Source organism: Variovorax rhizosphaerae (genome assembly GCF_037889975.1).
Lineage (GTDB): Bacteria > Pseudomonadota > Gammaproteobacteria > Burkholderiales > Burkholderiaceae_C > Variovorax > Variovorax rhizosphaerae.
This window is the reverse complement of the sequence record NZ_JBBKZT010000008.1, coordinates 370,232-395,048: the sequence shown is the minus strand read 5'-3', so window position 1 is coordinate 395,048 and position 24,817 is coordinate 370,232. Positions and strand designations below refer to the sequence as shown.

The following is a 24,817-nucleotide window of genomic DNA, read 5'->3' as shown; positions in this document are numbered from 1 at the left end:
GTATTCGAGGCCCTTGTCGCATGCGGTGACAATGGCACAGAAACTGCATTCCCAACCCCTGATTTTCAAACCAACCCCCCATCGCAAGGAGAATTTGATGGCAAAGACCGTCGCCGACGTACTCAAGCTCGTGAAGGAAAACGAGGTCAAGTTCGTCGATTTCCGCTTTACCGACACCCGCGGCAAAGAACAACACGTTACCGTGCCGGTCTCGCACTTCGATGAAGGCAAGTTCACCGATGGTCACGCCTTCGATGGTTCCTCGATCGCTGGCTGGAAGGGCATCGAGGCTTCGGACATGCAACTCATGCCCGACCCGAACACCGCCAACATCGACCCGTTCTTCGAGGAAACCACGCTGATCCTGACCTGCGACGTGATCGACCCGTCGGACGGCAAGCCCTACGAGCGCGACCCGCGTTCGCTGGCCAAGCGCGCCGAGGCCTACATGAAGGCTTCGGGCCTGGGCGACACGGCCTTCTTCGGTCCGGAACCTGAATTCTTCGTGTTCGACGGCGTGCGCTGGAAGAACGACATGTCGGGCTGCTTCGTGAAGATCGATTCCGAAGAAGCTTCCTGGAACACCGACAAGGAATACGAGCACGGCAACACCGGCCACCGTCCCGCCACCAAGGGCGGCTACTTCCCGGTGCCCCCGGTCGACAGCTTCCAGGACATGCGTTCGGAAATGTGCCTGGTGCTCGAAGCCCTCGGCATCCCGGTCGAAGTGCACCACCATGAAGTGGCCAACGCCGGCCAGATGGAACTCGGCACCAAGTTCAGCACGCTGATCCAGCGCGCCGACTGGGTCCAGCTGCAGAAGTACGTGATCCACAACGTGGCCCACGCCTACGGCAAGACGGCCACCTTCATGCCGAAGCCCATCGTCGGCGACAACGGCTCGGGCATGCACGTGCACCAGTCGGTCTGGAAGGACGGCAAGAACCTGTTCGCCGGCGACGGCTATGCAGGCTTGAGCGAGTTCGCGCTGCATTACATCGGCGGCATCATCAAGCACGCCCGTGCCCTGAACGCCATCACGAACCCCGGCACCAACAGCTACAAGCGCCTGGTGCCCGGCTTCGAAGCCCCGGTGAAGCTGGCCTACTCGGCCAAGAACCGCTCTGCCTCGATCCGCATCCCGTTCGTGGCCAACCCGAAGGGCCGCCGCGTCGAAGCGCGCTTCCCGGATCCGCTGATGAACCCGTACCTCGGTTTTGCCGCGCTGCTGATGGCCGGCCTCGACGGCGTCGAGAACAAGATCGATCCGGGCGAAGCCGCGAGCAAGGACCTGTACCACCTGCCGCCGGAAGAAGACGCGCTGATCCCGACCGTCTGCCACAGCCTCGACCAGGCACTGGAATACCTGGACAAGGACCGCGCGTTCCTGACCAAGGGCGGCGTGTTCACCGATGCGTACATCGATGCCTACATCGACCTCAAGATGCAGGAAGTCACGCGCTTCCGCATGGCGACGCACCCGGTCGAATTCGACATGTACTATTCGCTGTGAGCCCCCAGGGTCGGGCTGCGCCCGACCCGCCCGAGCGGGAGATCAAGTCGAGATGGCGAAGCCACATCGACTTGGGCGCCTCCCGCCTCAGCAACGAAAAAGGACGGCTTCGGCCGTCCTTTTTCGTTGACGGGGAACATGCGAATGCCCAGCGCATCCAATTGCAACGAAAATGTTTCCCAGCCGCGCACCTTCCACATGACCATGAAACCTGTCTCGATCCTGCTACTGCCCTTGGCCCTGTTGGCCGGATTGCCGGCGTTTGCCCAGGAGCGTGTCTATCGCTGCGGCAACGAATACACCAACAACGCCACCGAGGCGCAGAAGCGCGGGTGCAAGGTCATGGAGGGCGGCAACGTCACCGTGGTGCAAGGTGCGCGGCCGGCCGCCGCTGCATCGTCGACCGCCGCCGCGGTGAGGTCGCCGCCGGGCAGCCCGCGTGTCGAAACCGTCGATCAGCGCGCGCGTGATGGCGAGGCGCGCACGGTGCTGCAATCCGAACTCAAGAAGGCCGAGGCACGCCAGGTCGAACTGCTCAAGGAATACAACAACGGCGAGCCCGAGAAGCAGGGCAGCGAGGCCCGCAATTACCAGAAGTACCTGGACCGCGTGTCGGAAATGAAGGCCAACATCGCCCGCAATGAGAGTGACATCGCGGGCATTCGCCGCGAACTCGGCCGCCTGCCGCCGCCGGCCAATCCGTGATCGCCATGGCCTTCGGCAAGGCCGCTGCGAAAACCAAGCGCTTCCAGTCCTTCGATCTCCTTGCGACGCTCATTGCGGTCGTGAAGCCCGACGGCTCGGTAATTTTCGCCAACGCCGCGCTCGAAGATGCACTTGGCACCTCGCGGCGCACGCTCGAGGGTTCGCAGTTCGGCGCTTGTTTTCATGAGCCTGCCGTGCTGCGCACCGCCATCGATGGCGCCTGCACGCACGAGTTCGCCACGCTGCGCTACGAGGCCTTCCTGCGTCGCGTCAACCATGAATTGATGGCGGTCCAGGTCACGCTCTCCCGTGCCGAGAAAACGGGCGAGTTGATTATCGAGATGTCTGCCATCGAGAACCAGGTGCGGCAGGACCGCGAGGAGCGCCTGATCGACCAGGCACAGGCCAACAAGGAATTGATCCGCAACCTGGCCCACGAGATCAAGAACCCGCTGGGCGGCATCCGCGGCGCGGCCCAGTTGCTGCAGATGGAGGTCGAGTCGCGCGACCTCATCGAGTACACCCAAGTCATCATCCATGAGGCCGACCGCCTGCAGACGCTGGTCGACCGGCTGCTGGCGCCGCACCGTCGGCCGCACGTGGTGGGCGACGTCAACATCCACGAGGTGTGCGAGCGGGTGCGGTCCGTGATCCTGGCGGAGTTCCCGCGCGACCTGCACATCGAACGCGATTTCGATCCGTCCATCCCCGAGTTCCGCGGCGACCGCGAGCAACTGATCCAGGCCACGCTCAACATCGTCCACAACGCGGCGCAGGCGTTGAGCGAACGCCGTGCCGCGGGCGATGCGCGGATCACTTTCAAGACACGGGTGGCACGTCAGGTCATCTTCAACAAGCAGTGGTATCGACTGGCACTGGAATTGCATGTCATTGACAATGGACCGGGCGTGCCGGACGCGATCAAGGACCGCATCTTCTACCCGCTGGTATCGGGCAGGGAAGGCGGGACAGGGCTGGGACTGACGCTGGCGCAAACCTTTGTGCAGCAGCACCACGGCGTGATCGAGTGCGACAGCGTCCCGGGCCGGACCGATTTCAGGATATTGATACCGCTGCCTTAGCAGCCAGGCCGAACAGGAGTTGCATGAAGCCGATCTGGATAGTGGATGACGACCAATCGATACGCTTTGTGCTTGAGAAAGCGCTGCTGCGTGAAGACATGCCGACGCGCAGCTTCACCAACACGCGCGAAGTCGTTGCGGCGCTCGAGGCCGCCAAGGAAGACGAGTCGCAGGGACCGCAAGTCCTGGTGAGCGACATCCGCATGCCGGGCGGTTCGGGCCTCGAACTGCTCGACAAGATCAAGCTCACGCACCCCGGCTTGCCGGTCATCATCATGACCGCGTTCTCCGACCTGGACAGCGCCGTGTCGGCGTTCCAGGGCGGGGCTTTCGAATACCTGCCGAAGCCTTTCGACCTGCCGCGTGCGGTCGAGTTGATTCGCCGCGCGGTCGATGAAAGCCAGCGCGAGGAAGTGGCCGAGGAACGCATGGTCGCCGCGCCCGAGATGCTCGGCCAAGCACCTGCGATGCAGGACGTGTTCCGTGCGATCGGGCGGCTGTCGCAGAGCAATGTGACGGTGCTGATCACTGGCGAATCGGGCTCGGGCAAGGAGCTGGTGGCGCGTGCATTGCACAAGCATTCGCCGCGCACCAACGGACCCTTCGTCGCCATCAACACGGCGGCGATCCCGAAGGATCTGCTGGAAAGCGAACTGTTCGGTCATGAGCGCGGCGCCTTCACCGGCGCGCAGACGATGCGGCGCGGACGCTTCGAGCAGGCCGACGGCGGCACGCTGTTCCTCGACGAAATCGGCGACATGCCCTTCGACCTGCAGACGCGCTTGCTGCGCGTGCTGAGCGACGGGCACTTCTACCGCGTGGGTGGGCACAACGCCGTGAAGACGAACGTGCGCGTGATCGCGGCGACGCACCAGGACCTGGAGCAGCGCGTCAAGCAAGGCAGCTTCCGGGAAGACTTGTTCCACCGCCTCAACGTGATCCGCCTGCGCCTGCCGGCGTTGCGCGAGCGGCGTGAAGACGTGTATGCGCTCACGCGGCACTTCCTGCAGCAGAGCGCGAAGCAACTGGGCGTGGACCCCAAGCGCATCTCCGACGCGGCGCTGGCGCAGTTGTCGACATTCAACTTCCCGGGCAACGTCCGGCAGCTGGAGAACATTTGCCACTGGCTCACGGTGATGGCGCCGGCGCAGTTGATCGAGCCGAAGGACCTGCCGCCTGAAGTGATTGCCGGTGCGCCGGTGGAAGCTCCGGTGGGCATTCAACAGGCATCGGTGCCGGTCAATGCGCCTGTGGAGCATGAGCCCTTCGTCGAAGCGTTCGCGTCACCCGTGGCAACGCTGGCGCCCGCGTTGGGCGAGCCCGTGACTGCGTCCGTTGGCGGGGGTGTGGAGGCGTGGGAAACGGGGCTCGAGCATGAAGCCCAGGCCTTGCTCGCGGCCGGCCGTCACGATGTGTGGGATGCGTTGTCGCGCCGCTTCGAGTCGCGCCTCATCCTGACCGCGCTGGCCAGCACGCGCGGACGCCGTATCGAGGCCGCGCAGAAGCTCGGCATCGGGCGCAACACCATCACGCGCAAGATCCAGGAGCTTGGGATCGAGTAGTCAGGACCGTGCGCTGTCGCTGTCGCTGTCGCGTATCGACGAGCTGATCGGCAGCGGCCCGACCGTGTTCAGGACGAACTCGTAGCGTTCGGGTCGGATGAAGAAGGTCGTGCGCTCCAGCGTGCGGCCGTCTTCCGCGAAGGACTCGCGGTCCATCGTCAGCACGAAGGACTTGCCGGCCAGGCCCAGCGCCTTGCGTACCTGTGCGTCGGCCGGCAACACGCGGATGCGCACGCTCGTGCGGGTCACCTTCAGTTGCAGCAGCGTTTCGAGGATGCCGTAGATGGGATGCTCGGCGGCTTGCTGCCAGGTGATGCGTGCCGCTTCGGGCGGCAGCCATGCGCTCACCAGCGCGATCGGCGCCTCGTCGACTTCGTAGAGGCGCTGCAGCGCGAAGCCCGATGCGTCGTCGGCGCCCGCGGGTGCGAAGGACAGCAGCCGCGTCTTCGGGTGGATGCCCTGCTGCAGCAGCGAATCGTAGAAGCCGCGCATCGAATGCAACTCGTGCTTGAGCGTCGGGCCGCTGCTGACGAAGGTGCCCTTGCCCTGCTTGCGCACCACGCGCTCCTCGCGCAGCAATTGCGTCATGGCCTGCCGCACGGTGACCCGGCTCACGCCGAAGCGCGTCATGAGATCGCGCTCCGGCGGCACCATTCCGGTGTCCGCGAAGGCGCCGCGCGCGATGTCGGCCTTGAGTTGGTCGGCGATCTGCTGGTAAAGGGAAACGGCGGTCGAGCGGTCGACGGTCATGCGGGAGGGATGCGGTGGGGCATCCCGCGAGTATGGCAAGCCCTCAATCCACGATGCGCAGCGACTTGCGGGCCGGGTCGACCTCGACCGTGGCGCCATGCGGAATCAGGGCCGTGATGTCCTCGTCGAAGCCAGCGAGCATGGTGATGCCGCCGAAGGCCGCGCCCTGCGCCAGGATGGGGTTGACCGTGTTGAACACGATGGCCAACGGCACGATGCGGCGTGACGCCATCTCGTGCAGCATCCACGCGCTGGCGACGCCGCCCTTGGCCGTGTCGAGCACGAGGATCTTGCCGACGTACGACTGGCCCGCGAGCTTGTGCGCCGGCCGCGAGAACACGCCGGCATTGCGGTCGAGGTCGTAGCGGGCTGAGAAGCCGTCGTGCGCGACCAGCGCCGTGGCGCGTACCGCCTGGCCGATCGCGTGCCGTGCCGTCCATTCCTTCGTGGTGATGCTGCTCATGACAGTTTCCCCGTTGCGGCCGCTTCGACGCAGCGTTCCATCGACGCGAGCATCGGCACGTAGCCGTAGCCGCCCAGGATATTGACCAGCTTGGCGCTGTTGGTGGCGAGCCGCTTCCAGCCCTTGGCCTCGGCCATCTCGCGTGCATAGGACTGGTAGAAGCACATGCCCGACATCACGTGGCCACCGGCCTTCTCGATCTGCGACGTGAAGCCCATGCGATCACAGTCTGGCTTGACCTGTGGGCTGGTGATCGCGAGCAGCGGGCGCTGGAAGTTGCGGCCATCGCACAGGGCGGCGAGCTGGCGCAGTTCGTAGAGGCTCAGTTGCGGTGCAGAGAACACCACCACGTCGACCTCGTCGCTCACAGCGTAGTGCGCCTGCAGTGCCTTGACCTCGGCCTCGCCGATGCGGTGCGCCACGGGCAGCTTGTCGCCGCCCACGTCCTCGATCCGCTGCGCCTCGGGCGTGATGCCGACCAGGTGGAACAGCGCGATCGAGCCGAAGCTTGCCATGGCCGCGCCGAAGTGCTTCAAGGCGTCCGAACCCGGTGCGCCCTCCAGCCCCACGACCACCGGCACCGACCAATAGTTGCCCGCGAGCTTGCCGATGACGCCGCCGAGCGCGCCCCAGTCGTTGAGCGTCTGCGGCGTCCAGTCGGCACGGATGCGGGTCGTCGCCTGGCGCTGTGCGTCGAGGTGAAAGCCGTAGCGCGGCGTGCGCCCGGTGAGGCCGGCCGACAGCGCCGAGGGGCCGCCTTCGAAGTTGGAGCGCGCGCCGCAGACGGCGTTGGAATAGATCACCACGCCGGTGTCGCCGAAGGCCACGTGCTCGCCGCGCGTGGGCGCCTGGATGGTCTGGTAGTTGATGCAGGTGTCGGTCATCGACACGCCGAGCTTGACGAAGGCGTCGATGGCGCGCTGCTCCAGTTCGAGCATCCAATCACTCTGGCCGAGCACGCCGGACTTGTTGAAGTCGGTGCCGCGCGGGTCGGTGATGGTCGGGATGCGCACGGTGCGCTGGCCCTCGCGCGTGGCCGCCATCTTCTCCAGCCACATCACGCCGGCCTGCCCCAGGCTCTCGGTGTCGGCCATGATGTGCGCCTGCGTCACCGGCACGAAGTCGGTGGCGCCGAAGAAATCGCCCACTGCGATCTGATGTTGCAAGGCCCATTGCGGGACGGGGCCGTCATCGCCGGCCAGGATGGCCTGTTCTTGGTCGTTGAGTTTCATGGCGTTCGTGGAGTGGAAGGGTGAAAGTCAGTCGAGCGAGGCGCCGGAGTCGCGCACGGCCTTGCCCCATCGGGCCAGTTCGGCGCGGTTGAACTCGACGAAGGCCTCGCCGGTCATGGCGGTCGGCACGACGCCCAGGCTGCCCAGCTTTTCGCGGTAGGCATCGGAGCGCACGACGCGTTCGATCTCGGTGCGCAGCGTTTGTGCGATGGGGGCTGGCAAATTGGCCGGTGCGTAGACACCCCACCACGCTTCGGCCACCATGTCCTTCAGGCCGGACTCGGCCATCGTCGGCACGTCCGGCAGCACGGGCGAGCGCGCGGCGCCGCTGATGGCGAGAGGGCGCAGTTTGCCGGCCTGCACCTGGGTCAGCACGGACTGGAGCGGGTCGAACATGGCGTTGATCTGGTTGCCGAGCAGGTCGGTCACTGCCGGTGCGCTTCCCCGGTAGGGAACGTGCCGCAACTCGATGCCGGCGGCCTTGGCGAACAGCACGCCGGTCAGGTGGCCCGGCGTGCCGTTGCCGGCGGAGCCGAAGGTGATCGACCCCGGCTTGGCCTTGGCCGCGGCGACGAAGGCGGCCATGGTCGGCCATGGCGCCTCCGCACTGGTGACCAGCGCCACCGGGCCGCTCGCCACCAGCGCCAGCGGCGTGAAGTCTCGCGCCGGGTCGTAAGGCAGCTTCTTGTAGAGCGTGGCATTGATCGCCTGCGTGCCGACGGTGCCGATCAGCAGCGTGTAGCCGTCGGGTGACGACTTGGCCACGAACTCCGCCGCGATCGCGCCGCCCGCGCCGCCGCGGTTGTCGACCACCACTTGCTGCCTGAGCGGTTCGCCCAGCAGCAGGGCCAGCGGTCGGGCGACGATGTCGGTCGGGCCACCCGCGGGGAAGGGCACCACGAAGCGCAGCGGGTGACTCGGAAAGGGCGCCTGCGCCAGCGCGTCGGCGCCGTGCAGCAGGCCTGCGGACACCCCCGCGAGGCAGGCCGCGTTCGCTAGGAAGGTTCGCCGCGTGCTGGCCGGGTTGCGGCCGGAAGCGTCATCCATGGCTCGTCCGTGAAGAGTTGACGAGCCGTAAATGTATTAAATGGTCCTATACATTGCAAGACAAATCAACACTTTCGACGGACACGTCCCGTGTCAGATCTCCAGCACCACCGGCGCATGGTCGCTCGGCGTCTTCCACTTGCGCGGCACCCGGTCGATCACGCAGCTCTTGGCCTGCGGCACGAGGGGCGCGCTGACGAGGATGTGGTCGATGCGCAGGCCGCGGTTCTTCTGGTAGCCGAGCATGCGGTAGTCCCACCATGAGAAGCTTTTCTCGGGCTGGTCGAACAGGCGGAACGCATCGGTGAGGCCCAGTGCGAGCAGGGCCTTGAACTGGTCACGCTCCGCGGTCGTGTGGTGGATGGTCTCGGCCAGGCCGATGGGGTCGAAGCTGTCCCGGTCTTCCAGCACGATGTTGAAGTCGCCGAGCAGCACGAGGTTCGGGTGCGCAACTATTTCCTGGCGCAACCATTCGCGCAACGCATCGAGCCAGTTCATCTTGTATTCGAACTTCTCCGAGCCGGGGGCCTGGCCGTTGACGAAGTAGCCATTCACCACGCGCACTTCACCGACCGGCGTGTCGATGGTGGCGGCGATCACGCGCGATTGCTCGTCGGCGAAGCCGCTGATGTTCTTCACCACGTCGCGCACCGGTTGCAGGCTCAGGATGGCGACGCCGTTGTAGGTCTTCTGGCCGAACACCGCGGCTTCGTAGCCGGCCGACTTGAGCACCTCCAGCGGAAACTTGTCGTCGGTCGTCTTCAGCTCCTGCAGGCAGAGCACGTCGACCGGATTGGCGATCAGCCAGTCGAGCACATGCTGCAGACGGGCGGTGAGGGAGTTGACGTTCCAGGTGGCGATTTTCATTTTTTGTATCTTGTAGATTCTTGATGCGAAGAACTCTTGGGATTGGTGGCAAGGAATTGTCGACGGCGCAGGATTGTCCACGGCGGCGGTCGGCGCTTGCGACGAACCGACCGATGCGGTGGGCGACCCGTGTTTGCTGCGCAAGGTAAATCAAGACGCAGCCGCTGTACCTGCTTCTACAGCGTCATTCCTTGCGCGTTCCCCTGCGACTGTGCTTGCTGTTGCGCCCATTGCGGGTTCCGCTGCTGCCTTTCGGTTTCCTGCTGCTGCGCGAACTGCTGTGCCTGCGGCCACTGCTGGCCGGTCTGCTCTAACTCGGCTGCCCGCAGCGGCCTGCCGAGTACCGTTTACCTCAGCCCTGTCCGGGCTGAAGACTTGCACTACGCGCTGGGACCTGACCGCATGTAGCCTTTTGCTGTCTGTGCAAGAACTGACAAGTCTTCTAGTCTCCTGGTTTCCTGCTTTGAACTGGAAATAATGACTTTCATTGCCAAGACCGTTCATCAGCGCCTTTCCCCCCAGCCTCTCCATGCAAGACGTCTCGATGTTTTCCGGGCGCGAGCCACCGTCCTCGTTGTGGACAACTGGTTGACGCCTCGATCGCATGGACGCACCATGAGCGCCCGAGCCGGGCACGAGCCCTTGCCTGACTCGGGCGGGCCTGTCCTGAATCTCGTCGACTTTCGACCAGGCGATGATTCGGGGGTGAGCTGTTTGGCAGGATTTCACCTCAGAAGTGTCGGAGTTGAATCTAGGCACCCGCCAGGATGACCCTGAAAATTCGCCATGTCGAGATGCGCCGACATTCCAACCCTGCGCGCACGCCCTCCCCTGGAGATACTCCATGAACAACGCTCCATTCCAGACTCCCGCAGCCCTCGAAGCCAACGACCGCGTCGCGCGACTCTTCGCCGCGCAGCAAGCCGCCTACCGGGCACAGCCCTATCCCTCCGGCTCCGAGCGCGTTGCGCGCGTGAAGGCGGTCAAGACCCAGCTGCAGCGCTACCAGGACGTGCTGGCCGACTCGATGAGCAAGGACTTCGGCTTCCGGTCGCATGCCGAATCGAAGATGCTCGACCTGCTGGGCTGCACGATGGAAGCCAGCCATGCCATTTCGCACCTGAAGGGCTGGATGAAGTCGAGCCGCCGCTCGCCCGAACTGCTGTTCAAGACCAACAGCGTGACGGTGCGGTACCAACCGAAGGGTGTCGTCGGCGTGGTGACGCCGTGGAACTTCCCGATCTACCTGTCGATCGGCCCGGCCATCGCTGCGCTGGCGGCGGGCAACCGCGTGATGATCAAGATGCCGGAGGCCACCCCGGCCACCAACGTGGTGCTGCGCAAGATGCTGGCCGAGGTGTTCCCGGAAGACCTGGTGGCCGTGGTCGGCGAGGAACTGGTGGACCCGAGCGTCTTCACCACGCTGCCCTTCAACCACATCGTGTTCACCGGCTCGCCGGCGGTCGGCAAGATCGTGATGCGTGCCGCGGCAGCCAACCTGACGCCGGTGACGCTGGAGCTCGGCGGCAAGTCGCCCGCGCTGGTCACCCGCAACTATTCCGTGACCGATGCCGCCAAGCGCATCACGCACGGCAAGACGACCAATGCCGGCCAGATTTGCGTGTCGCCCGACTACGCGCTGGTGCCGCGCGAGAGCATCAACGAGTTCATCGCCGGCGTGCGCAGCACGGTGCAGAGCTTCTACAACGGCAAGACGGCGGGCAACCCCGACTTCACCTCGGTGGTCGACGACCGCCAGTACGCGCGCCTCACCAGACTGCTGGACGACGCCCGTGCCAAGGGCGCGAACATCGAGTCCTGTGGCCCGATGCCCACGGGCGGCGACCGCTCGTTGCCGCTGCAGATCATCACGAACCTGAAGCCCGACATGCTGGTGATGAGCGAGGAATTGTTCGGTCCGCTGCTGCCCGTGGTGCCCTACGACACGATGGAAGAGGCCATCAACTACATCAACGACCGCGAACGGCCGCTCGCCCTGTACTGCTTCAGCCACGACAGCGCGGAGCGCGATGAACTGCTCGCGCGCACCCACTCGGGCGGTGTGGCGGTCAACGACTGGGGCTGGCATGTGGTGAACCACGATGCTCCGTTTGGCGGCATCGGCAACTCGGGCATGGGCAATTACCACGGCGAGGAAGGCTTCCGCGAGCTGTCGCACGCGAAGACGGTGTTCAAGCGCCATCGCTTCTTCCCGGTGGACCTGTTCTACCCGCCGTATGGCAACTTTGCGCAGCGGCTGACGATGAAGTATTTCCTCGGCACGCCCGATGCGAGCCTGGGCGGCACGCCAGACAAGCATTGAGAAGGCGCGAACCTTTCTACTGCGGCCACCGATCTCGGGGCTGCGGTGTTGGCTCCGGCATGACAAGCGCTTTGCGCAGTTGTCAGCCTCTGCCGCAACTTCGTTGTCACCGCACGAGAGTGCGGTTCCGCTCCTCAACCCGACCTCGGCGCCCTCGCTACGAAATCTTCACGCCTTCTGGCGCCTGGCACTGAAGCGGCGCCACGCCACCCCGTGTGGACGGACGTTGCCGCGCATCACCAAAGGCCGGGCTGTTGCGGTGGATCCTGCGGCGGCTTCGGCTTCTTCGGTGGCGGAACTGGCGCGATGGAGGGCGCACCGACGAATACGTAGTCCGGTGCGAGGCGCAGCAACTCGGTTGCTTCCTTGACTGTGCCGGCCAGCCACTGGTCGACATCCCCTCGCTCGATCGGGATCACGCTGCGCTTGTCCTGCTGATCGGGGCCGAGCTTGGGGTCGGGCTTGTGCATGCGGCTCATCAGCGGATGCGCGTCCGCGTTGATGGTGAGCATGGTGTAGCTCTCGTGTACCTCGCCGGTCAGCTTGTCGGTCCAGAGGTTCCACAGTCCGGCCAGGCCCCATGGCGCGCCGTCGGCGCGGCTGAAGGTCCACCAGACGTTCTTGCCGGTTTCCCAGTTGGGTTCATCGAAGGTGGTGGCCGGAATGATGCAGCGTTGGCCGCGCGCCCATGGCTGCTTGTAGCTTGCCTTCGCTGACAGCTCTTCGGAGCGCGCGTTGCTGGTGGGGAACTTGAGCTTGGGCTCGGTCGCGAACCAGGGGATCAGGCCCCATTGGCCGACGACGAGTTCGCGTGCGTAGTCGACCTCATCGCGCGCACGGCGGATGAAGGGGCCGGGCGAGCGCGGGAAGATCTCGGCGGGCCAGGGCGGCTGGTTGCGGGCGCCGATGAGCCACTCGCGCTCGATGGCGGCCCAGTCGGGTGGGGTGTAGCGGGTGCACATGAGAGTCGCGATTGTGTCGCAGGCTTCTGGCTCCGGTGTTCGACACGCAACGAGACTGTTGGCAGACTAGTCAAATAACTAGTCTGTTGGAGTTTGGATGCGTACGTGGCCTGTTCAGGATGCAAAAGCGCGGTTCAGCGAATTTCTGGAGGCGTGCCTCTCGGAAGGGCCGCAGATGGTGACCAAGCGAGGTGCCGAGGCAGCTGTTCTGGTGCCGGTGCAAGAGTGGCTACGCCTGCAGTCGGCTGCGCGCCCGTCGTTGAAGCAACTGCTGCTTTCGGACACGGCGCGCCCGGACATGATCGTGCCCGGCCGAGGAGGCGCAAGGCGCCGCAGTGTGACGTCGATCCGGTAGCGCCGCATGGACCTGCTGGATGCCAACGTCGTCTCCGGACTCCGCAAGCCTCGACCTCAGGGCGCAGTGGTCGCCTGGATCGAAGCAATGGATGACGCGCAACTTTTCCTGTCAGCCGTGACCCTGGGCGAGATCCAGGCTGGCGTCGAGTTGACGCGGGAGCAGGACACCGGAAAGGCCGACGAAATCGAAGCCTGGCTCGAGATGCTGTCTGGGGCCTATAACGTCTTGCCAATGGACGTGCCGGCATTCCGGAACTGGGCGCGCCTGATGCACAGGAAGTCCGACACGCTCTACGAAGACGCCATGATCGCCGCGACGGCGCGAGTCCATGGGCTCACTGTTGCAACCCGGAATGTCGCGGACTTCAAGGCACTTGGCGTCGAAATATTCAATCCTTTCGCGACAACTGCGGGTCGGTCCGCGCGGTAGAACGTTCGCGTCTTTTCAGGCGACGGTATTCAACGCATCCTCGAAGCCCTGATGCAGTCGTCGACGCGGAACCCTCGCGCGCCGAAGCGGCCTGAAGGCCCGCCGGTCAGACGCCCCAGCGCAAGGCGGCCGTATGCACCGGCGCATCCCACAGTGCTAGCGTTTGCGCATCCACAGCCGTCACCGTCACCGAGCAACCGGCCATCTCCAGCGAGGTGACGTACGGCCCGGTGAGGAAGCGCGCCACCTTCAGGCCATGGCCGCTCAAGATCTTGCGCACCGAGTTGACCATCAGGTACAGCTCCATCAGCGGTGTGCCTCCGAAGCCGTTCACCAGCAGGATCACCTCCTGCCCGGCCTTCAAAGACAGGTCCTTGAGGATCGCGCTCGTCAGCTCTGCCGCGATGTCGTCGGCCGACGCAAGCTTGACGCGGCGGCGCCCCGGCTCGCCATGGATGCCGACGCCCATCTCCATCTCGTCCGGCCCGATCTGGAAGGTCGGCTTGCCAGCGGCCGGCACGGTGCAGGAGGTCAGCGCCACGCCCATCGACGCGGTCGCCTTGTTGACCGCATCGCCGAGCACCTTCAGTTGTGCGAGCGAGTCGCCGCGTTCCGCCGCGGCGCCGACGATCTTCTCGACGATGAGCGTGCCGGCCACGCCGCGCCGGCCGGTCGTGTAGGTGGAGTTCTCCACGGCCACGTCGTCGTTGACGATGACGGTTTCGTTGTCGCAGTCGACCATCTCCGCGGCCATCTGGAAGTTCATCATGTCGCCGGAGTAGTTCTTGACGATGAACAGCACGCCGGCACCGGTGTTCACGGCCTGCGCGGCGGCCAGCATCTGGTCGGGCGTGGGGGAGGTGAAGACCTGGCCGGGGCAGGCCGCGTCGAGCATGCCGTGGCCGATGAAGCCGGCATGCAGCGGTTCATGGCCGGAGCCGCCACCCGAGATCAGCGCCACCTTGCCGGGCTTGGGCGTCTTGCGCCGCACGAACAGGCCGCCCTCGCCGAGCGTCACGATGTCGGCATGCGCGGCGGTGAAGCCGTCGAGGGATTCGGTCAGGATGTTGTCGACGTCGTTGATGAGCTTCTTCATTTGGCAGGGGCTTTCTGGCGAGTCATGCAGAGAGGGAAGAGGTCGGCGCGGGCGAGGAAAGGCTGTCACAGATCGAACCGATGACCAATGCCATCGAACGCGAACCCGGGTCCACATGACCGAGCGCGCGGTCGCCGAGGAAGGAGGCGCGGCCCTTGATGGCGTCCATCGCGGCAGTGGCCTCGGCGCTCTTGAAGGCGCAGTCGCGCACGCGCGCGGTGAGGTTGTCGCCGCCCTCGGCCAGCACCTTCTGCACCGGATCGAGCACGTCGAGCAGGGTCTTCTGGCCGACCTCCGCCTTGCCGAGCCGCGTCAACGCCTTGATGCCGGCGTCGACCGCGCTGGCCAGTGCGGCAGCGGTCGGCGGGTCGGGCAGTTCCTTGCCGAGCGTGACCATCAGCGTGCCGAACACCGGGCCCGACGAACCGCCGATGGTCGACATGCAGGTCATGCCCATGGTGCGCAGCGCGTCATTGAGCGACTGGCCGGCCATGTCGTCGAGCTTGCCCTGGATGGCGAGCGCGCCGCGCCGCATGTTGAGACCGTGGTCGCCGTCGCCGATGGCCTGGTCGAGTTCGGTGAGTTCGTCGACGTGATCGATGAGCGTCTGCGTGGCGTTGCGGATGAGGTCGGTGTATGGCATGTCGTTCTTCCCTGGTTGTGATGCATTCAAGCGGCGATACGCTGGCCCTCGGCGTCGAACCAGAGCGGGCGCATGAGTTCGACGCGCACGGCATCGTCGGGCGCGAAGCTGTCGCCGCCGGGCGCGGAGACGATCAACTCCTGGTCGCTGTCGTCGAGGCCGACGTGCACCAGGTGCTGGTCGCTCAGGCGCTCGATGCGCTTGACGCGAGCGTCTCGGTGCGCGGTGTTGCTGGCGTCGCGATGGATGCGCAGGTGCTCGGCGCGCACGCCGACCGTGACCGCCTGCTGCGGCCCGGCCACGCCAGGCACCAGCGCGCGCGGAAAGAGGTTGATGCGGGGTGAGCCGAGCCGCGCGGCGACGTGGCTGCTGCGCGGGTCCTCGTAGATCTGCTGCGGCGTGCCGACCTGCACCAGCACGCCGGCATCGAGCACGCCGATGCGCGTGGCCATGGTCATCGCCTCGATCTGGTCGTGCGTGACGTAGAGCATCGTGGCGCCGAGGTCCTGCTGGATGCGCTTGAGTTCGAGGCGCAGGTCATTGCGCAGCTTGGCATCGAGCGAGGAGAGCGGCTCGTCCATGAGGTAGATCGACGGGCTGCGCACGAGGGCGCGGCCGATGGCGACGCGCTGCATCTGGCCGCCTGAGAGTTTGGTCGCGGGGTTCTTCAGCTTGTCGTGGATGCGCAGCATGTGGGCGACCTCCTCGACCTTGCGGCGGACCTCTCGTTCAGGCGTGGGCCTCAGCGGAGAGCGCAGCGGAAAGGCGAGGTTGTCGAAGACGCTGAGGTGCGGGTAGAGCGAGTACTGCTGGAACACGAAGGCCACGTCGCGAAGTGCGGGGGCGTGCGCTGTCACCTCGCGTCCGCCGATGTAGACGTTGCCTGCGTCCGGCTGCTCCAGTCCGGCCACGAGGCGCAAGGTCGTGGTCTTGCCGGCACCGCTGGGGCCGAGCAGCACGAAGAACTCGCCGCTCGGGATGTCGAGGTGCAGGCTATCGACAGCCTGGATCGCGCCGAAGCGCTTGCCCACGTTGGTGAGGCGAAGCTCAGCCATGGCGTGCTCCCTGGCGTCGGATAGCGTGGGGCTGGTCGTCGCGTGCGGTGCGCAGCGCGCGTCCGGAGCTTGCGTCGAACAGCGACACGGCGCGCGCATCGAATGCGAGGCCGACGTGGTCGCCGCGCCGCGCTGGATTCGCGACGTCGACCTTCGCGCGCACCGTCGCGCCTTGTGCGGTGGCCAGCGTGACGACGGTGCTGGTGCCGAGGTACTCGGTGCCGAGCACTTCGGCGCGCAGCATGGAGTCGTCGTGAAAGCGCACATGCTCGGGCCGCACGCCGCAGAGCAGGTTGCGCGCCGAGATGTCTTCGCGCGCGGCCGGCACGATGACCTTCGCGGGGCCGATGTGGATCGCATCGTCACCGCTGGCCATCGCCGCCTCGAAGGGCAGGAAGTTCATGGACGGTGCACCGATGAAGTCGGCGACGAAGACGCTGGCCGGCCGCTCGTACACCTCCAGCGGCGCGCCGAGTTGCTCGATGACGCCCTCGTTCATGATGGCGATGACATCGGCCATCGCCATCGCTTCCATCTGGTCATGCGTGACGTAGACGGTGGTGGCATGCAGGCGGTCGTGCAGGGCGCGCAGTTCCTGGCACATGACCTCGCGGAATTCGGCATCGAGTGCGCCGAGGGGTTCGTCCATGAGGAAGGCGAGTGGCTGCCGGACGATCGCGCGGCCGAGCGCCACGCGTTGCCGGTCGCCGCTGGACAGGCCCGACACCGGCTTGTCGAGCAGATGCGTGATGCGCAAGGTGCGTGCGGCCTGTTCGACGGCCTGATTGATCTCGTTGCGCGGCATGCCCTGCGACACCAGCGGAAAGGCGATGTTGCGCCGCACGTTCATGTGCGGGTACAGCGCGAACATCTGGAACACGAAGGCAATGTCGCGGGCCGACGCACGCTTGAAGCTCACGTCCTCGTCGCCGAGGAAGATCTGGCCGGAGGTCGGCAACTCCAGCCCCGCGATCATGCGCAGCGTGGTGGTCTTGCCGCAGCCCGAGGGGCCGAGCAGGCAGAAGAATTCGCCGTCGTGCACGGTGAAGGTCGAGTCCTTGACCGCGGTGAAGTCGGCGAAGGCCTTGTGGAGGTGGTGGACGCGGATGTCGGCCATTTCAAACTCCGCTACTCGGGGAACTTCGATACGACCATGAACAGCAGGGTGCCGAACAACGTCGTCACGAACGACCAGGTGTAGAGCACCATCGCCAGCGGTTGAAGCATCATCACCAGCCCGGCGGTGATGACGATGCAGGCGACGATTTCCATCGGGCCGCGTCGCAGCCATCGGGGCCAGCGGCGTTGTTCGTGCGTGGAGGTGGGCAAGTTCATTTGCGCACCGCTCCGAAGGTGATGCCGCGCAGCAGGTGCTTTCGCAGCAGGATCGTGAAGACAAGGATCGGTATCAGGAACAGGGTGGTCCCAGCAGCCACTGCCGGCCAGTCCTGTCCACCCTCGCCGATGATGATGGGGATGAAAGGCGGCGCGGTCTGTGCAGTGCCGGACGTCAGCAGAACTGCGAACGCATACTCGTTCCACGCGAAGATCAGGCAGAAGATGGACGTGGCAACGATCCCGGTCGTCGCCTGCGGCAACACCACCTTGCGGAAGGCCTGCAACCGCGTGTAGCCGTCGACCATCGCGGCTTCCTCATACTCGCGCGGTATCTCGTCGATGAAGCCCTTGAGCAGCCACACCGCGAGCGACACGTTGACCGCGCTGTAGAGCAGGATCATCCCCAGCCGCGTGTCCGACAAGCCGAGCTCCCGGTACATCAGGTAGATCGGGATCGCCACGGCGATAGGCGGCATCATCCGCGTCGACAGGATGAAGAACAGCAGGTCGTCCTTCAGCGGCACCTTGAAGCGCGAGAAGGCATAGGCCGCCATCACGCCGAAGCCCACCGAGAGCACGGTGGAACCGAACGCGATGATCAGCGAGTTGATGAAGCGCGGCACATAGTTCGACGGCCCGGCGATCACCATGTTGTCGGCGCGCGCGACCTTGTCGCAGGTCTCGGTGGCCGGCGGCAGCGCGGCGACGTATTCGGGCGTCTGGCGCGAGCGTGTCGTGAACAGGTTGCAGTAGCCCTGCGGCGACGGCGTGAAGACGATCTTCGGCGGGTAGCTGATCGAATCCGGCGGCGTCTTGAATCCCGTCAGGATGATCCACACGAGCGGAATCATCGTGATCAGCGCATAGAGCACGACCACCGAGCCCGCGAACCAGCGCGTGCGTGAACTCGGTTCGACGACGGAATGCGCGGTGCTGATGCCTTGGCTCATGTCGTCCTCAGCGGTTCTTCACGTGATTGAGCGCCTTCACGTAGATGTTCGCCAGCCCGAACACCGACACGAAGAGGATGATCGCGAACGCCGACGAATAGCCCGTGCGCCATTTCTCGAAGGCCTCGCGTTTCAAGGTGATCGAAGCGAGTTCCGTCGCCGACCCCGGCCCGCCCGAGGTCAGCAGGTTCACCATGTCGAACATCTTGAAGTTCTCGATGCCGCGGAACAGCACCGCCAGCATGATGAAGGGCAGCACCATCGGCAGCGTGATCGACCAGAACTGCCGCCACTTCGAGGCCCGGTCCACTTCGGCGGCCTCGTAGATGTAGTCCGGTATCGAGCGCAGCCCCGCCAAGCAGATCAGCATCACGTAGGGCGTCCACATCCACGTGTCCACGATGATGATCGCCCACGGCGCCAGCTTCACCGAACCGATCATCTCGAAGGACGAGGCCGGCACGCCGGTGAGGAAGGACACCGCGTAGTTGAACAACCCGATCTGCGGCTGGTAGAGAAAGGCCCAGAAGTTGCCGACGACCGCAGGGGACAGCATCATCGGAATCAGGATCATCGTGGTCCAGAACCCATGCCCGCGGAACTTGCGGTCGATGAGATAGGCCAGCGCAAACCCGATCGTCATCTGCAGGAAGATGGTCCAGAACAGGAAGTGCGCCGTCGCCTGCATGGCCAGCCAGATGTCCGGGTCCGTCAGCACCGACACGTAGTTGTCGATGCCCACGTCCAGCACGTTGGCGTTGGGCCGGTTGGCCCGGTAGTTGGTGAAGGACAGCTTGATCGTCCAGATCAACGGGAAGATGTTGATCGCGAGCAGGAGCACCATCGTCGGCCCGACGAAGAGCCACGCGATTGCCCGGTCCGACAAGCCGCGCATGCGCATCGCCACGGCCGGTGGCGTGGCTTCGGCAACGCGGGCGACGATTCCAGGGGTCGGGCTCGGCATCGGTGGACGGATGGCGCTCACGGTCGTTGCGCCTTACTTGGACTTGCCATCGTCCTTGAACACCTTGCCCCAGTCAACGACCAGCGCGTCCAGTGCCTCCTTGGCGGTGCCCTTGTCGGCCACCACGTAGTCATGTGTGCGCTTCTGCATGGCGAGCATCAGTTGCGCGTACGAAGGCTCGGCCCAGAAGTCGACCACCATGCCCATCGAGTCGAGGAAGGCTTGCGCGAAGGGTGAACTCTTGGGGTAGCCGGGGTCGTCCAGCACCGCCTTGGCGGCCGACGAGCCGCCGATGGCTTGCCACTTCTTCTGCACCTCAGGGCTCGCGAACCACTTGATGTACTGCAGCGATTCGTTCCGATTGGCCGAGTACGACACCACCGAGATGCCCTGGCCGCCCAGTTGCACGCCCTTGGTCTTGTCTGACGGATTGGTGAAGAAGCCGATCTTGTCGCCGCCGACGTTCGGGTCCTTGTAGAGGCCCGGGAAGAACGCGAACCAGTTCATCATCATCGCGACCTGGCCGGACTTGAAGGCATCGAGCCCTTCGCCCATGTACGCGTTGGTCAGGCCGGGCGGCGTGCTGCCCTTGTAGATCGACTTGTAGAACTCGAGGCCGCGCACCGCATCGGGCGAGTTGACGAAGCCTTGCATGGCATACGGCTTCTTCGGGTCTTCGTACTTGAAGCCGAAGGGGTAGAGCACGTTGGTCACGCCCATCGTGATGCCCTCGGAGCCGCGCTCGGTAAAGATGTAGGCGCCGTAGACCTTCTTGCCGTCGATGGTCTTGCCCTGGAAGAACTCCGAGACTTCCTTGAACTCGGTCCAGGTCTTGGGTGGCGCGAGGTCGCGCTTGTACTTGCCCTTGAACTCGGCCTGGATCTCGGGCTTGGCGAACCAGTCCTTGCGATAGGTCCAACCCACGGCGTCTGCCATGGCGGGCAGGGCCCAATAGTTGGGTGTGTTCTTCGGCCACTCCGCATAGCCCACCACGGTGGCGGGCGCGAAGTCGGTCATCTTGATGCCTTCCTTGGCGAAGAAGTCATTGAGCTTGACGTAGTGGCCCTGCTCGGCCGAGCCGCCGATCCACTGGCTGTCACCGATGATAAGGTCGCACAGCTTGCCCTTGGAGTTGAGCTCGTTGAGCATGCGGTCGGCGAAGTTGGTCCAGGGCACGAACTCGAACTTCATCTTCACGCCCGACTTGGCGGTGAAGTCCTTCGAGAGTTCGACCAGCGCGTTCGCCGGGTCCCATGCCGCCCAGCACAGGGTGATGGTCTTGTCCTGCGCCTGCACGTTGGCGCTGGTGAGGCCGAGAACGGTGGCCGTTGCCAGGGCGAGCACCCCCGGCAGCATCTTCGAGATCGATTTCATGAGCAGTCTCCAGAAAAACAAGGGGTTTCAAGGACACATACCCGGCTGCCGTTCAGTGAAGGTTTTCGGCCGTCAGGATCTCGATGCGCGGCTGCACCACGTTGAGTGCGCCGCGGACGTTCTCGCACAGGGCGCGCAACACGCGCGCCGCCGTCAATACGCAGTAATGGATGTCCTGGTGCAGGACGTAGCTGAGCGCGTTCGCCGACAGCAGCGAGCCGTGCTCGTCGGTGAGGTCATGGGCAATCGCGCCGGCTTGGGGAAGCAGGCCCGCCTCGCCCAAGGCGCGGGCGACACCGGCGCTGCCCGAGCCGACGTTGTAGATGCCGGCTACGCGGGCCGGGTCGATGTCGCCGCGCAGGGTTTGCAGCAGCGTCTCGCAGGCACCATCGTTGTCGGGTGGCAGGTCGGGCGTGCGCTGCAATTTCAGAGCGGGGAAGCGCTCTTCGAGGACCTGCGCGAAGCCGATGCGCCGCTCGATCTCGGAGCTGAGCCGCGTGGCCTGCGACGAGAGCAGCAGCGTATCGCGCTTGCCACCGCCCGCCATGCGGCCGAGCAGCAGTCCTGCCGTACGGCCCGCGGCGCGGCTGTCCGCGCCGATGCAGGTCTCGCGCATGGACCCGGCCACGTCGGAGAAGAGGGTGACCACATGCACGCCGGCACGCACCAGTTCGTTGATGGCCCGCTTGATCGGAGGCAGGTCGGGCGCCATCAGCGCGATGCCTTCGCAGTCGCCGACCTGGGCCAGTTCTTCGGCGAAGCGCACCGGGTCGAAGGTGTCGATGCGGTGGGTGATCTCGGTGATGCGCGCGTGGCGGAAGTCGCCGGCGGCCTGGGCGATCTGGCGTTCGACCAGGTCGACGAAGGGCGATTCGTCAGCCGGTAGCACGAAGGCGAAGCGCGCGTTGGCGCCCTTGCGCGGCCTGCCGGGTTGTTGCGGCGTGCCTAACTCGTCCACCACCTGCATGACGCGTTGCACTGTCTCGGCATTGACGCCGGGGCGGCGATTCAGGACCCGGTCGACCGTGGCCGTTCCCACGCCAGCGATGCGGGCGATGTCGGCAATGGTGGGGGTGGCGGACATGCTTGATGTCGTATTGATTTTTGAATGCTATTAACATCAGTAAATAAATCAATCAGGGTTTTGGAGCATTCGGCGCCCGAACGCGCTTGTCGGTTGCCGGGCTACCGGACCGCTGGGGAAGCGGGGGATTGCGCGCCGGCGTTCAAGTCGATGTCGTCTTCCAACCGAGACCGCTTCTCTGCAGAGGTCTGCCCGATCCTGAGGCGTGGAGAAGAGGAGAACAGGAGAACAGGAGAAGGGATGAGACGGAGTGAGACGGCGTAAGACGGCGTAAGACGGGGTGAGACGGGGTGAAGATTTCGTAGCGAGGGCGCCTGCCGGAAGGCCGTTCGCGCACCGGAGCCGAACACCCGTGCGGCGAGGACCGCAGGCCCGAGATCGGTGGCCGCCGTAGGAGGATTTGCCCCTTCTCAGCGCGGCAGTTCCGGCCAATCAGCCCCGTCGGCGAGCACGTGCCAGCGCGCCGGGTCCACGTCCTGGAATGCGCTCACGTAGCGCGGCGCATCGCGACTTTCCTCGGTCACGTCGCGGATGACCACGGCGACGACGCGCTCGGGATGGCGGCGCGCGAGTTCGGCGTAGGTCTCGGGGTCGGACTCGCCCGAATCGCCGATGAGCAGGAAGCGACGCCGCGGAAAGTCTTCCATCAGGCGTTCGATAGCGCTCAGCTTGTGCGACCGCGTGGCGTCCGTCGTCAGCAGGGAACGCCAGGTGGTGCTTTCGCGCAGGTGCACGCTGCCCGGCGGAAAGGCGCCGTCACGCAGGAAGTCGGCCAGCGGGGGATAGAGCTGGATCGGACTGCCCGAGACGTAGTGGAAACGCGTGCTGGAGTCGGCCGCCGACATCATCCGGAATCTGTCGGCCATGCCGGGAACCGGTGCGAACTGGCGCGCAAAGGTGTTCAGCAGCATCTCGTGCCGGTTGCGCACGTGGGTCTGCTTGATGGTGTCGTCGATGTCCGAGACCACCGACAAGCCTTCCGGCGGAACCAGCAAGGCCTGGCCCCGGAAGCGGCGCGCGTCGCCGACGGAGGTCCAGGCATGGAAGCGCACGAAGCGGTCCTTGCTGCGCACCTGGGAAGCCGGCACGACGACGCGGGCGTTGCTGCGGCCGTTGTCCTCGGTGCGCGGCAGGGGAAGGGGATGCTTGGTCCCGTCGAGCACGATGCCGATGAATCTCTCGTCGTTCGAATGCGTGTGGAACAGGCCGGTGCGCTCCTCGAAGCGTCCGCGCGCAGACGGCGTCAATGTCGGCAGGTCGATGTCCAGGAAGCGCGCCAGCGCCGAATTGATTCCGCGGATGCGCGACTTGTGATAGAGCCAGGCATGCACGTCGAGCTCGTATTGCCCGTCGGGAAGGACGCGCGCGGTGCCCGGCATGAAAAGCACTTCGTCCTTGGGCCGCAAGGGCGCGGCATGCAGCGCGGAGGCCACCAGCGCCAGCGCGAGCCACGCCAGCAAATGCCTCATGACGGTACCAGTGTGCGCACCAGTTCTGCCGCCGGAATGGCGCGGCAACCCGTGGCGTTCTGCCCCGACCACAGCGTGGAGAAGTCGTCGCGGCCCAGCGTCTCGGCGGCGGCCTTCAGCGGCGCGAGCGCGGCGGTAGCGAACGGGAAGGCGGGCGGTGCATCGCTCAGCGCGCCCAGCTCCTTCATGATCCGGTTGTACATGCCGCGTGCCGGACGGCCAGTGAAGACGTTGGTGAGCGTGGTGTGTTCGGCACGCGGGCTCTGCAGCGCGGCGCGGTGCAGTGGGGATGTCGAGGCCTCGGGGCACAACAGGAAGGAGGTGCCGATCTGCACGCCGGCCGCGCCCAGCGCCAGCGCGGCCACGACACCTTGGCGGTCCGCAATGCCGCCGGCCGCGATGACGGGCACCTTCACTGCGCGCACCACCTGTGGCAACAGCGCCATCGTGCCGACCTGTGTCGTGAGGTCGTCGCTCAGGAAGATGCCGCGATGGCCGCCCGCTTCGACGCCTTGGGCGATGACGGCATCGACGCCGTGGGCTTCGAGCCAGCGCGCTTCCTCCACCGTCGTGGCCGAGGCGATGACCTTGGCGCCCCAGCCCTTCACCTTGTCGAGCAGCTCTGAAGGGGGCAGTCCGAAGTGAAAGCTCAGCACGGGCGGCTTGAACTCGGCGATCAGCTCGGCCACCTCGGCCGAGAAGGGCGCGCGTCCACCGCCGGCAGGCACCGCGGCGGGGTCGATGCCGAGCTCCGTGTAATAGGGCGCCAGGACGGCGCGCCATTTCGCCTCGCGCGCGGGGTCGGGCTCGATGGGTTGGTGGCAGAAGAAGTTGACGTTGTAGGGCCGCGTGGTCTGCGCCGCGATGGCCTTCAGCTCGGTGCGCAGGCCATCGGGCGTGAGCATGGCGCAGGGCAGCGAGCCGAGGCCGCCCGCGTTGGACACGGCAATGGCCATCGCGCTGGTTTGCACGCCGGCCATCGGGGCCTGGATGATCGGCAGTTCGATGCCGAACAGCTGCTGGATGTTCATGTCGGGGCACTCCTTTGCAGGGTCACGAAGCTGAAGGGCAGGCCGTTGGTCGAGACGCCCGGTTCGCGGGCCACTTCGTGCCAGTCCGCACCCAGTTCCGGCGCGTGCACATCGCCATCGAAGTCGCGGTCGATCTCGGTGACGACGGCGCGGGTCGCGAGCGGTGCGGCCTCGGCGTAGATCTGGGCGCCGCCGATGACCCAGACGTCGGCGCCAGGGGCGCAGGTCGCCAATGCCTCGGGCAGGCTCGACGCGCGTTGCGCGCCGGTGTCGTGCCAGTCCGGCTGGCGGGTCACGACGATGTTGGTGCGACCCGGCAGCGGCCGGAACTTCGGCGGCAGCGAATCCCAGGTCTTGCGGCCCATGATGACGGGGCAGCCGACGGTGGTGCGCTTGAAGTGGGCCAAGTCCTCCGGCAGGTGCCAGGGCAGCTTGCCGTTGATGCCAATCACGCCATTGGCGGCGCGGGCGAAGATGAGGTTGAGGGTCATGGGGCGCGGCGGATGTTCACGGGGAATCG

Annotated in this window: 26 protein-coding genes; 7 read left to right on the top strand and 19 right to left on the bottom strand. The window is 65.5% G+C overall.

Annotation, left to right across the window (positions count from 1 at the left end):
- Positions 1 to 97 precede the first annotated feature (97 nt).
- The gene (gene glnA / locus WKW82_RS19310; protein ID WP_340343933.1) at positions 98 to 1,513 is read left to right on the top strand and encodes a type I glutamate--ammonia ligase; all 1,416 of its coding nucleotides are present in this window, start codon (positions 98 to 100) and stop codon (positions 1,511 to 1,513) included.
- On the opposite strand, the gene WKW82_RS19305 is transcribed toward glnA, so the two are convergent.
- Positions 1,501 to 1,719, bottom strand: a complete 219-nt coding sequence (locus tag WKW82_RS19305) for a hypothetical protein (protein ID WP_340343932.1) — start codon at positions 1,717 to 1,719, stop codon at positions 1,501 to 1,503. The genes glnA and WKW82_RS19305 overlap by 13 nt on opposite strands.
- On the opposite strand from WKW82_RS19305, the gene WKW82_RS19300 reads away from it, so the two are divergent.
- The 3 genes from WKW82_RS19300 to ntrC are packed head-to-tail and all read left to right on the top strand — an operon-like array spanning position 1,718 to position 4,862.
- On the top strand, positions 1,718 to 2,218 hold the full coding sequence (locus WKW82_RS19300; RefSeq protein WP_340343931.1) for a hypothetical protein: 501 nt from the start codon (positions 1,718 to 1,720) through the stop codon (positions 2,216 to 2,218). The two genes, WKW82_RS19305 and WKW82_RS19300, sit on opposite strands and share 2 nt — an antisense overlap.
- Positions 2,219 to 2,223: 5 nt before the next feature.
- Entirely contained in the window at positions 2,224 to 3,300 is a 1,077-nt protein-coding gene (gene glnL, locus WKW82_RS19295; RefSeq protein WP_340343930.1) for a nitrogen regulation protein NR(II), read from the top strand.
- A 23-nt stretch (positions 3,301 to 3,323) separates the two neighbouring features.
- Positions 3,324 to 4,862 carry a nitrogen regulation protein NR(I) gene (ntrC, locus tag WKW82_RS19290; protein WP_340343929.1) on the top strand — a complete coding sequence of 513 codons (1,539 nt, stop codon included), beginning with the start codon at positions 3,324 to 3,326 and terminating at the stop codon, positions 4,860 to 4,862.
- Here ntrC and WKW82_RS19285 read toward each other — a convergent pair whose 3' ends face one another.
- The 5 genes from WKW82_RS19285 to xth all read right to left on the bottom strand — a co-directional run bounded on the left by WKW82_RS19285 (position 4,863) and on the right by xth (position 9,221).
- The gene (locus WKW82_RS19285; protein ID WP_340343928.1) at positions 4,863 to 5,612 is read right to left on the bottom strand and encodes a GntR family transcriptional regulator; all 750 of its coding nucleotides are present in this window, start codon (positions 5,610 to 5,612) and stop codon (positions 4,863 to 4,865) included.
- A gap of 43 nt (positions 5,613 to 5,655) precedes the next feature.
- Positions 5,656 to 6,075 (bottom strand): aconitase X swivel domain-containing protein, encoded by a 420-nt coding sequence (locus WKW82_RS19280; protein ID WP_340343927.1) that lies wholly within the window; start codon positions 6,073 to 6,075, stop codon positions 5,656 to 5,658.
- Entirely contained in the window at positions 6,072 to 7,307 is a 1,236-nt protein-coding gene (locus WKW82_RS19275; RefSeq protein WP_340343926.1) for an aconitase X, read from the bottom strand. The genes WKW82_RS19280 and WKW82_RS19275 overlap by 4 nt, the downstream gene beginning before the upstream one ends.
- Before the next feature lie 27 nt (positions 7,308 to 7,334).
- On the bottom strand, positions 7,335 to 8,354 hold the full coding sequence (locus WKW82_RS19270; RefSeq protein ID WP_340343925.1) for a Bug family tripartite tricarboxylate transporter substrate binding protein: 1,020 nt from the start codon (positions 8,352 to 8,354) through the stop codon (positions 7,335 to 7,337).
- A 93-nt stretch (positions 8,355 to 8,447) separates the two neighbouring features.
- Positions 8,448 to 9,221 (bottom strand): exodeoxyribonuclease III, encoded by a 774-nt coding sequence (xth, locus tag WKW82_RS19265; RefSeq protein ID WP_340343924.1) that lies wholly within the window; start codon positions 9,219 to 9,221, stop codon positions 8,448 to 8,450.
- A gap of 844 nt (positions 9,222 to 10,065) precedes the next feature.
- Here xth and WKW82_RS19260 point away from each other — a divergent pair.
- Positions 10,066 to 11,544, top strand: a complete 1,479-nt coding sequence (locus WKW82_RS19260) for a coniferyl aldehyde dehydrogenase (RefSeq protein WP_340343923.1) — start codon at positions 10,066 to 10,068, stop codon at positions 11,542 to 11,544.
- A gap of 236 nt (positions 11,545 to 11,780) precedes the next feature.
- Here WKW82_RS19260 and WKW82_RS19255 read toward each other — a convergent pair whose 3' ends face one another.
- The gene (locus WKW82_RS19255; protein WP_340343922.1) at positions 11,781 to 12,506 is read right to left on the bottom strand and encodes an SOS response-associated peptidase; all 726 of its coding nucleotides are present in this window, start codon (positions 12,504 to 12,506) and stop codon (positions 11,781 to 11,783) included.
- A gap of 97 nt (positions 12,507 to 12,603) precedes the next feature.
- Between WKW82_RS19255 and WKW82_RS19250 the strand changes: the two genes are divergently transcribed.
- Positions 12,604 to 12,861, top strand: a complete 258-nt coding sequence (locus WKW82_RS19250; RefSeq protein ID WP_340343921.1) for a type II toxin-antitoxin system Phd/YefM family antitoxin — start codon at positions 12,604 to 12,606, stop codon at positions 12,859 to 12,861.
- A 6-nt stretch (positions 12,862 to 12,867) separates the two neighbouring features.
- On the top strand, positions 12,868 to 13,293 hold the full coding sequence (locus WKW82_RS19245; protein WP_340343920.1) for a type II toxin-antitoxin system VapC family toxin: 426 nt from the start codon (positions 12,868 to 12,870) through the stop codon (positions 13,291 to 13,293).
- A 106-nt stretch (positions 13,294 to 13,399) separates the two neighbouring features.
- On the opposite strand, the gene dhaK is transcribed toward WKW82_RS19245, so the two are convergent.
- From dhaK to WKW82_RS19185, 12 genes are all read right to left on the bottom strand, one after another.
- Positions 13,400 to 14,389, bottom strand: a complete 990-nt coding sequence (dhaK, locus tag WKW82_RS19240) for a dihydroxyacetone kinase subunit DhaK (RefSeq protein ID WP_340343919.1) — start codon at positions 14,387 to 14,389, stop codon at positions 13,400 to 13,402.
- 22 nt (positions 14,390 to 14,411) lie between these two features.
- Positions 14,412 to 15,032: a dihydroxyacetone kinase subunit DhaL gene (gene dhaL, locus WKW82_RS19235; RefSeq protein WP_340343918.1), complete on the bottom strand. Its 621-nt coding sequence runs from the start codon at positions 15,030 to 15,032 to the stop codon at positions 14,412 to 14,414.
- 26 nt (positions 15,033 to 15,058) lie between these two features.
- Positions 15,059 to 16,087 carry an ABC transporter ATP-binding protein gene (locus WKW82_RS19230; RefSeq protein WP_340343917.1) on the bottom strand — a complete coding sequence of 343 codons (1,029 nt, stop codon included), beginning with the start codon at positions 16,085 to 16,087 and terminating at the stop codon, positions 15,059 to 15,061.
- Positions 16,080 to 17,204: an ABC transporter ATP-binding protein gene (locus WKW82_RS19225; RefSeq protein ID WP_340343916.1), complete on the bottom strand. Its 1,125-nt coding sequence runs from the start codon at positions 17,202 to 17,204 to the stop codon at positions 16,080 to 16,082. Before WKW82_RS19225 ends, WKW82_RS19230 begins: the two co-directional genes overlap by 8 nt.
- 11 nt (positions 17,205 to 17,215) lie before the next feature.
- Positions 17,216 to 17,422 carry a hypothetical protein gene (locus tag WKW82_RS19220; protein WP_340343915.1) on the bottom strand — a complete coding sequence of 69 codons (207 nt, stop codon included), beginning with the start codon at positions 17,420 to 17,422 and terminating at the stop codon, positions 17,216 to 17,218.
- The gene (locus WKW82_RS19215) at positions 17,419 to 18,375 is read right to left on the bottom strand and encodes a carbohydrate ABC transporter permease (RefSeq protein WP_340343914.1); all 957 of its coding nucleotides are present in this window, start codon (positions 18,373 to 18,375) and stop codon (positions 17,419 to 17,421) included. Before WKW82_RS19215 ends, WKW82_RS19220 begins: the two co-directional genes overlap by 4 nt.
- Before the next feature lie 7 nt (positions 18,376 to 18,382).
- Positions 18,383 to 19,339 carry a carbohydrate ABC transporter permease gene (locus WKW82_RS19210; RefSeq protein WP_340343992.1) on the bottom strand — a complete coding sequence of 319 codons (957 nt, stop codon included), beginning with the start codon at positions 19,337 to 19,339 and terminating at the stop codon, positions 18,383 to 18,385.
- Between the two features lie 33 nt (positions 19,340 to 19,372).
- Positions 19,373 to 20,695 (bottom strand): ABC transporter substrate-binding protein, encoded by a 1,323-nt coding sequence (locus WKW82_RS19205; RefSeq protein ID WP_422823527.1) that lies wholly within the window; start codon positions 20,693 to 20,695, stop codon positions 19,373 to 19,375.
- Positions 20,696 to 20,765: 70 nt separating this feature from the next.
- Complete coding sequence (locus WKW82_RS19200) at positions 20,766 to 21,797, bottom strand: LacI family DNA-binding transcriptional regulator (protein ID WP_340343912.1); 1,032 nt, start codon at positions 21,795 to 21,797, stop codon at positions 20,766 to 20,768.
- Between the two features lie 410 nt (positions 21,798 to 22,207).
- Complete coding sequence (locus WKW82_RS19195) at positions 22,208 to 23,266, bottom strand: phosphatidate phosphatase App1 family protein (RefSeq protein WP_340343911.1); 1,059 nt, start codon at positions 23,264 to 23,266, stop codon at positions 22,208 to 22,210.
- On the bottom strand, positions 23,263 to 24,297 hold the full coding sequence (locus WKW82_RS19190; protein WP_340343910.1) for an NAD(P)H-dependent flavin oxidoreductase: 1,035 nt from the start codon (positions 24,295 to 24,297) through the stop codon (positions 23,263 to 23,265). The genes WKW82_RS19195 and WKW82_RS19190 overlap by 4 nt, the downstream gene beginning before the upstream one ends.
- Positions 24,294 to 24,788: a dihydrofolate reductase gene (locus tag WKW82_RS19185; protein ID WP_340343909.1), complete on the bottom strand. Its 495-nt coding sequence runs from the start codon at positions 24,786 to 24,788 to the stop codon at positions 24,294 to 24,296. The genes WKW82_RS19190 and WKW82_RS19185 overlap by 4 nt, the downstream gene beginning before the upstream one ends.
- Positions 24,789 to 24,817: the final 29 nt, after the last annotated feature.